Here is a 9,123-nt window from a genome sequence, read left to right on the forward strand (position 1 = left end):
CATACGCGTCAAGTTAAGAGATTGTAAGTAAATTCAGGGAAGTTAAGGTAGATACTCTAGTTTTTCTGTACTTGTCTTTTAATGAAAATCGAGACCAAGTTATGGTAAGCTTTTTAAGAAAAACTTTCAAACTATTAACTTTATTCTTTAGTGCTAAAAATAACTCTATAACCCGCTTTTTTAGCTCAATAAATGCCTTTGTTAAGCTAAGTTCTGTATTCTTTTTCACTTCTGTGCAACCAACTATGCCGTGAAATATAAGAATTGCGCACAATTTAGCATATAGTTCACATAATACTCTGCATGGCTTTCCTTTTAGCTTATCAAGTCTGATATGGCTTTTATACAATTTAAATAATAACTCAATTTGCCACCTTACTCTGTAAATCGTTAATACTTGCTCAGCACTAATTTTATTTTCTGGAACATTAGTTATAAATATTGACCAGTTCAACAATTTTTGATTTCTTTTAGAGGATGTATATCCCTGCGATCTTGCTAATCTATTAGCTTTCCTTCTTCTGGCCATAGACTGTTCTTCAGTTAGTTTCTGACATATAATTCTTACTCTAATTTTTGCTTCTTTTCCTAACAATACCTCGTTTTCTAAAAATAACTTATCCTCTAAACATTCTAATAACTCCATTTTTTGATTTGTTTCTACATCATATATGTTGGTATCGGATTTATAACGACTTATGAAATAAGCTCCTATTTCATTGATTTGTTTAAAAGAACTTGGCACAAAATAACCGAGATCAGATATTAGCAAATCATTGCTTAATATATTACTTAAATGTTTCCTATATCCCTGGTCTGATCTTACTCCCTCCGTTAAATTAAGTTGGTCTATTATCTGATTCATGTAGTCGAAAACTAATTGTAACTTTATTCCAGACTTAGTATTGCTTTCATAGCCACTGTAGCTAGTACCATAACCTTTATACATCTCTTCCATACTGTTAGGTAGAGTAATATAGCTACTGTCCAATAATTTAACACTATTAAATTGCTGTAAGATTTTGCAATCAACTTGCAAGATATTTTTGAAGAGAAGCACAGATTCATTATACATCCTTTTCATAAATTCCACTGCTTCTTCAGTAAATCTAAAATCCAAACCTTGTTTTGTTATATCTATCGAGTCCTCGTTTAGTAATTGACACATTGTTTCTACGCTACAATTATCAACCCCTATATTACCCAAGACCATGGCTTTTACGAACGATGAACCTTTTAGCTTTCTCTTTCTTTTTATAAACCTTGTTGTAATTGAGATTTTGTCTGCTTTTTCATTAAAAAATTCTTTGAGCTTTTTTGATAAGCTAGTTATTTTATTCATTGGTTCTCTCACTAAAAGTATTTCTGGGAGAACTTATACCTTATTATTCTATCTCTTTCATACCTTTATTTCCTTAACTTGACGCGTATGGTTTGTTTAACACTCCCCAAACATGAGTTTTAATTGATGCTCCTGTTGACCTAACTCATCCTTCAATTAGTTCCATACCGTTTCGCAGTAGGTCTATAGGACTTATCACTGCCAACACTGTCACTTTGTTCAGAACCATCATGTTCTAGTGGTTTTTGTATATTTTCATCACTAAAGCCGCTTGAAATAGATGATGTCCACTCTTGGGAATTTGAATCACCCTTTGATTTACTACCTTGAGGATCTGATAAGGATTCTGATTGATCACTTGTTGATGTGCTACCTTCAGAAAATAATTCCTCTTCAGAAGGCATTACCACGTGAGGCACTTCACTTCTATCCAAATCTATTCGATAATTAAGTAAAAAGTTATGCAGACTCTTATAATAATATACATCACTAGCAGAAGAAGCACACACTTCTCTATTAAGACAATCATCATTCTGAGCTTGAAGATCAACGTTTGCTCCTGCATTTTCCTAACGTTGGCCACCAACAATCCTGTTACAAGAACTTCCTCTTAATGGACTATCGCTGCCGTCTTCATCATCAGAGCTCATTGGAGTTAGTGAGTCTTTTCCATCGAAATTGTTTCGACAAATACGGTCCCGCTGTCCTTGAGATTCATCTAACATCTCCCCTACAATTGGAACACTTTGCCCAAGATTGTTAAATTATAAAATTCTTTCTTGGTGGTCCTTTCGTACTTCAGCCACTACTGCATCACTAACTTGTGTTTTTTTTCCAATACCTTTATTGTCACCAACATCTAATTCCATTCTTTCTTCAATACCACTACTACTGCTACTTTGCTGTAACATATAATTACACTTCCCAGGAGTATATGTGGAATGACTTCTTGAATTGATAGGCAATTCTCCTTCTTCTGAACTTCTTCCTTGCATAAGTTCCTGTTGTTCCTGAAGTTGATTATTTCCTACTTTTTGAGTAATCTCCTTTGGATCAAGTAGCTCAGTTTTAACGCAAACCTCATCGCTGAAGTCCTCCCATGCACCCTTAGCAACCTTTTCATAATAACTGATATCTTGGGAACTTGAACTAAGTTCAGAACTAAATGGTTCATATTTAACATAGGAAAGTTGCACATTATTAGAACTACTACTCTTATTTTCACCATCAATTTGATTTTTGAGATACCAATCGTAACCACTTATTTTCTTCATTTTTTCCCAATGATCCACGTAATCAGGTGTATTTAGAAATAATTTTTGGACTCTTCTCCTGTTATGACTTCCCTCCTGTATAAGATGTTCAACATATAAACATACTAATGGCTTTTTAAGCAGTGCATCACATTCAAAAACAGCGGTATTTGGTTTAACTTGTCCTCTTAAAACTTGACCTATTACCCCATTATAATACTCTCCTATATAGGAAGGAAATTTATTATGTTCATTACTGGAAGGCACCTCTGTCTTGATTTCTGGTGGATATTCATATACATCACAACCAAGAATTGAAGAATGATCAAGTATTGGAGAAAGACGCCATCCAATGTAATGTAACATGGCATTTATCGATGAAAGGTCACTAGTCAATGTATTAACTTGACTAAAATTATCACTAGATCCATATCCAAGAGTAACAACATGTGGTCCACACTTTATTTCTTCCAAATGCTTTAAATTACCACTTTCATATGTGATAAATTTTCCAAAAATAGGCCGTCCCAGTTTCCCACCTTTCGTATTTTTTAATATGGCTATATTAATTCGTTCAAATCCCTTTTCATCTTTCACATTCTTGCTTTCATTCGTTTTGATGATTTGAAGAAATTCATCTTTATCTTGAACAACAAAGACCTGACACTTCTTACCGGCAATATGCTTAACTGCAACATCCAAAAAAATCTTATCAAAAATACTACAACCCTCCTTCAAATTCTTTTCAAGAAGATTATAGATCACAGTATGATTTTTAATATTCTCACTAATATTACCAAAGATCACACTATAATCAGCCTGATTAATATCACTATTATTACGAGCAGTATCACCGCTAAAGCTATCTAAAGGAGGTATAACATTAGCAGATTGAACATCATAATCAAAGCTAAGCTCCAACTCATCATCCTCACCTTCTGAGACATCCTTGCTTAATTCTTCTAATCTCTTTACCAAACCACTATTATTCTCCTTTTTCTGATGCTCTATTAATGCCAGCACAAAACTCTTCTTACTAAAAAAATTATTGAGGTAACCTGCATAATTTGATATTTTCTGATAACTATGACCTTGTGCTAATTCCATGATATAAACCCAAGCCTGAAATAGTTTACGAGCGTCGTATATAATATATGCCAGATCATCTTTTGCCATTTCATCAATACAATCCCCTATAGTAGAAAAATCCCCATTTCCAGAATCTTGCAGCAAGCTCAGTATCTTCAGCACATAAGTAAGCTGATTTTTTAGCATGCCAAAATCATCTCCTATTTCTTTATCTTGAAAAAACTTTTCTACTATTTCTAAATATTGTCCAGAACACTCGTTAACTTTTTTAAATTCATTGATTATGCAGTTAAATTCTCGTTTAATTTTAAATTCGTTAAAATATTTTAGTATATCTTCACGTTCACAACTATCTTCAATTTTTCTGCATTTCTCTTGATACTTTTTACCATCACTCTGTTTATTAAGTTTTAATATCTCCTTAAGAATCTCTACTTTTTTATTACTAGGATCAAGAGCAGAATACTCCTCTATCCTTATCTTTTTAGCGAGTTCATACTCTATCATGTCACCGAGATATTGTGTTATAATTTTAAAGCGTCGCATCAAATATTTTGACAAATTTGTTCTACCACTTTCTTCACCTGAAAAACCTAACTTTACATGCAAAGGGAGATCTATAGCATTAAAAAACTTACCTCGAATTTCTTCTATCCTTCGCTTAAAATGATCCAAACTGGTGATATCTTCTTTTAACAGTTCTCCGAAGAGTCTATTAACTGACCTTACCGTTTGCCCTTCAACACAAAGCTCACGTAATGTTCTATGCTGATAATACACCGATGTTAATCTTTCATCCCACGCAAAAAAAACAAAAGGTATTAATTCGTTGCTTAAGAAAGCCTTTAATCTCGATTTTTGCGATATTTCAAACTCTTTGGATAATTTTTCCATTTCTTCGAGCGTTAACTTACTTTGTATGGACTGCTGTAATTTTGTTGTACCCAAATGAGATTTTCTTAATTCTTCAAATGACTTTTCTATACTACTGTAATACCTGAATCTTTTTTTCTTTATCTTCGAAAGAACAAAAGACAAATCCTTAACAGCCTCAAAGAAATCTTTACCAATAAAAAATTTTTCAATACATCTGAAGAAGGTGGAAACGGGTATAACATGATTACCTTGGCTTCTGGCAGATATTCTTTTTAATTGTAGTTTTGTTATTTCAAAGCGATCGCCTTTTTTTTCTATCTCACTGATGATACTTAGCCTATCGAATCTATACTGTTCCAAAAAATTTTTTATGCTCTCGCCAAATGAATCATCACTTACACCCCCTTCTCCTGAACCAACATCTACAGGCAATACATTCTCACAAGATTGGCGATCACTAGTACGATTCTCAATAACGCACATTTTTAAAATTGTTGCACTCACAAACTCAGATTCAATATCACTAAGATTTTCATGCAACAAGGAAAAAATTTTTGTGCTGTTAAAAGCGATACCTTCAATAAATCTATTACACTGAATCATAATGTATTCACAAGCCCTTTTTAACATCTTCTCCCTTTCTGTTTTACCCAAGTGCTCTTTAGCCATACTTAATATGAATGCTAAGCGCTCCTCATCGTCAGCAGTAATCTCACCAACAGTAATCTCATCAACAATAATCTCATCAATAACAAGGGTAATAAGGTAATAATTACATTCTTTAAGAAATCCTTTTTTTGCATCAACTGAGAACTTTTCTAATTCTTTCCATTCTTGTCTTGATAAATGTTTAATAAAATCACTAAAAGCTTTATTTTCTGCTTTCTTCGTGTTTACTTTCTTTTTGAAAGAACTGATCATAAAACGAATATTAGATGGCCTTTCTCCCAGCAGCGAACAAAGTTCTTCATAATTTGCATAATTACTTAATTGAATATCAGCAGCCCTGTTTTTTCTATCTTTTCCGCAAAGGTCGTCAAGAACACTTAGATAATCAACAACCTCTCTGGAATTCATAAATTCGCCCCTGTTATAGCTGCCATAAACACTAAAAATCCCTTCGCAAATTTTAGCAATTAAGTTGAGTACTACTCTTTGACCAAATACTCTAGCTCTGCCCAAAATCCTTTCTAAGGAACTAGCGTCGACGGTAGATACAGCAAAATTTGCCACGTGATCAATATACCTTTCAAATATATCACTTTCAACTTCAGCATCGCAAATTTTACTCCACAGAAGATTACGAAAGGCAAGTACCTTATCAACAAGAGAATCATCCCAAAATTCAGCAAAAAAGAAAAGACGCAAAACCACCTTACGCTGTTCTCCTGAAAAATCCATCTTAAGGTTCAAAAATTCTGACGCGGCAGTGCCAGATTCAAAACGGGTACACCCATTTCTTTTGAAAAATCTCGAAAGCTCTATTTCTTCCTTTTCATCTAGAAAAAAAATTCTTGAAGCATTCTTGAGAAGAACTCGCGCATCTAATTTTTTTAAGCTTAAGGCACTTTCAACACTTTGCGATGTCCAGCTAGACTCTGGTAACGATTCAACCACATCACTATTGTTATCTGAACCTAAATTTGCAGATCCACTTTCGTCAAAATACAACCTCTGTTTCATAGGATCTTTGACATCACTGACTTTAGGAGATACTTGTTCTCCACGACTTACATCCAGTCCACGATTTTCTCTACCTGTAAAATTCTTCTTGGGAGACACACTGCTCTGCCCGATTGGTGGAGTACTTTCCTTACCTGAGCTCTTTGAATGAGACGTACCTCCTTGTTCGTTTTCTTGTAGGGTATTGTCAATCCTTTTAAGTGAAAATTCCCTTCCTCCTTCGGGTGTTACTATGTCATGTTGTAATAACTCTAAAGTCTCACTATGAAAACGTGAATAATGGTTGTCTTGACACAATATCACAACTTTCGTACTTTCACCCCACAACCTCTGATTCGGTACATAACCTTTAACCATTTCAGAATTAGGCTCAAATACTTGCTTGCATAATCGGTCTTCTGCCTTCATGTATATGTGGATCTCAGTGTTTGCCAAAGACGCTAAAAGACTGACTTCTTGCATGAAAACATGGTAATTTTGCTCTTCTATTTTTCGTAAATAAGACTTATAAAATGCACTATCAGCTAGGAGTGAATTTTCACCATGATCCGTTATTTCTTCTTGTAAACCCAAATCTTCCATTGCTTTTATTCCTTCATTTGCACCCTTAAATGCGTAAAAAACACCACAAAGGTATCCTCTCAGAGCTTTTGGCATATTTGGGTCTTGGAATGATTCAAACTTACTTAAGAATTTACTCCACTCTTCACGCATTTCTTGAGCTTTGTTGGCTCTATAACATCCATGGACTTCTTCACCAAATGCAGCGTGAAAAAAACAATTGCCATCACCTTTTGTTTCAAGAGCTTTTGCTCGAGCAATTGAGCAAGTTACCCCCTTGTCTTTAAGATTAGAATTTTTAGTACTTTTTACGAATGATGTGAGAACAATTGGTTGTTGTCCATCAGGCTTACCTTTATCATATTGAGCACATAACTCCCTTCGAAAGTTCTTTAATTCTGCTGATTCTGGTACACCTTCTTGCTGAGCATCATCGGAATTGAAACCCTCTTCATTTGTATAACCAACACCTTCATCAAAATCTTCAGATTCATCACAGGAATCATAATCATCCTCATCACCCAAACTACTTCCCGAAAAACTCTCAGCCAATACCACTTTTTGCATAAAATACCCTGCACTATTCCAAACTCACCTCATAATACTCAAGAACATCATTAAAGCAAGTATTCTTTACGAAAAGAATTATTATTTGATTGGCGTATATTTTTATATTCTTTATTATTAAATTAACAATAAAATCATTTTTACCTAATTAAAACCAACCAGCGTGAGAAGCGTTTGTTTTGGAATCGCTTAGTCTACCGCTTGTTCTGTGCGAACTTTTACTTATAATGATTTTACTATACCCTAAAACTAGCTATTTTAGCCTATTTTGCCACATTTATATACGAACTAATTCGCTTAGCTTTGTTGTAATAATTTTACGTTTTTGTTTTTGAAACACCCCTTTTACGTAAAAAACTCTCACAAATATACGTACTTTTTTTGTGTTTTGTGAAGAAAGTAAATAATTGAATTGCTGTTAACGCTAGTTACTGTAATATTCCTCCCAGAAACGCTCCTGAACAAATATTGCTTGTACCGTTGAAGACGAAAAGATTTATGGTTAATCTTATTAAATTGATAACTTATTTGACTAAATAATTGCATAGTGGTATACTAAGTTAATTAAGCTTGTAGTAAGTAAGAAATATGCCAGGTGTTATTGATAATCAAAATTCTATTAGCGATGATTTTGTAAATATTAGCAATACTTTAATAAAAGAGGTCTTAATTGAAAAGCTCGGACCAATTAAGAGTGAATTAGAAGCTCGAGATGAACATGATCTCGACGCGCTTTTGAATCAAGACATTTCTAGTTTAATTAAAATATGGAAGAATATAGAGCGTTCTGAGAATAGTGAGTTAAATGATGCTTCTGACCTTGCCGATCTGATAACAGGACAAATTGCAGAATTTGATAAAGAAAAATTACTAGAAATGTGTACTCTCAGTAAAATTGCCTATGGTGATGGGGACAGGAAATTAAAGAAAGATGAATATGAAACTAAAAGGCAGTTTGAAGAAGCAGGTTATCAAATAATAAAATTTTATGACAATGAACTCATTCAAGATAAATATTGCTCAGATAGTGATTATAAATTAGAACAACACAATGTCGGCTATGCTTTGACGGGTAGCAATTCATACAATCGAGATGTTGGTTATGTTTTTATTAAAGACAAGGAAGTAACTATAGCTTATCATGGTACTCGCGATTTGAATGATTTGAAGGAAGATCTTCGTACATCTTTGACTAAGTTATCATTTTTATCTGGAGATAATTATATCCACTCTGGTTTCTACTCTTTATTCAAACGCTCTTGGCCCAGCGTACACAAGATATTACAAGGGCATGCTAATGATAAAGGATTAGAAGGAATCAAAAGTTTAAAAATTAATGTTACAGGTCATAGCATGGGAGGTGCTCTTGCTACTATAGCTGCTTTATGTCTTGATAAAACAGAAGAAGCCAAAGAGGTTGTCCGGAAACAAGTAAAAGGCTATAATATCTGAAATTTTAGTACGGGGTAAAGATGAGAAAAAAGTATCCAACAGATCTAAGCGAAAGGGAATGGGCAAGAATAGAAAAACACTTCAGAGTATCATACAAGAAAGGAGGAAGGCCGCCAAAGTATAGCAAAAGAGAAATATTAGAAGCAATTTTCTATGTATTGCGTACAGGGTGTCAATGGCGGTATTTACCAAATGATTTTCCGCTATGGAAGACTGTGTATGAGCAGTTCAGGCAATGGAAGAAGCAGGGAATTTTTGAGAAAATGAATTATGAAATTACAAAATATAGTAGAAGAAAAA

The 9,123-nt window shown here is 33.9% G+C and carries 6 protein-coding genes; 2 read left to right on the top strand and 4 right to left on the bottom strand.

Going from position 1 to position 9,123, the window contains the following annotated elements:
* Window positions 1-13: 13 nt before the first annotated feature.
* The 4 genes from OZD64_RS02415 to OZD64_RS02430 all read right to left on the bottom strand — a co-directional run bounded on the left by OZD64_RS02415 (window position 14) and on the right by OZD64_RS02430 (window position 7,371).
* Window positions 14-1,342, bottom strand: a complete 1,329-nt coding sequence (locus OZD64_RS02415; protein ID WP_274999201.1) for an IS4-like element ISWen1 family transposase — start codon at window positions 1,340-1,342, stop codon at window positions 14-16.
* A gap of 152 nt (window positions 1,343-1,494) precedes the next feature.
* Window positions 1,495-1,776: a hypothetical protein gene (locus OZD64_RS02420; RefSeq protein WP_274999231.1), complete on the bottom strand. Its 282-nt coding sequence runs from the start codon at window positions 1,774-1,776 to the stop codon at window positions 1,495-1,497.
* A gap of 135 nt (window positions 1,777-1,911) precedes the next feature.
* The gene (locus OZD64_RS02425; protein ID WP_274999232.1) at window positions 1,912-2,067 is read right to left on the bottom strand and encodes a hypothetical protein; all 156 of its coding nucleotides are present in this window, start codon (window positions 2,065-2,067) and stop codon (window positions 1,912-1,914) included.
* A 39-nt stretch (window positions 2,068-2,106) separates the two neighbouring features.
* Window positions 2,107-7,371 carry an OTU domain-containing protein gene (locus OZD64_RS02430; RefSeq protein WP_274999233.1) on the bottom strand — a complete coding sequence of 1,755 codons (5,265 nt, stop codon included), beginning with the start codon at window positions 7,369-7,371 and terminating at the stop codon, window positions 2,107-2,109.
* 588 nt (window positions 7,372-7,959) lie between these two features.
* Here OZD64_RS02430 and OZD64_RS02435 point away from each other — a divergent pair.
* The gene (locus tag OZD64_RS02435; protein WP_274999234.1) at window positions 7,960-8,823 is read left to right on the top strand and encodes a lipase family protein; all 864 of its coding nucleotides are present in this window, start codon (window positions 7,960-7,962) and stop codon (window positions 8,821-8,823) included.
* A 20-nt stretch (window positions 8,824-8,843) separates the two neighbouring features.
* A partial coding sequence (locus OZD64_RS02440; RefSeq protein WP_044471353.1) for an IS5 family transposase occupies window positions 8,844-9,123 on the top strand: 280 nt, incomplete at its 3' end.

The sequence above is a fragment of the Wolbachia endosymbiont of Drosophila tristis genome (genome assembly GCF_028981745.1).
Lineage (GTDB): Bacteria > Pseudomonadota > Alphaproteobacteria > Rickettsiales > Anaplasmataceae > Wolbachia > Wolbachia pipientis.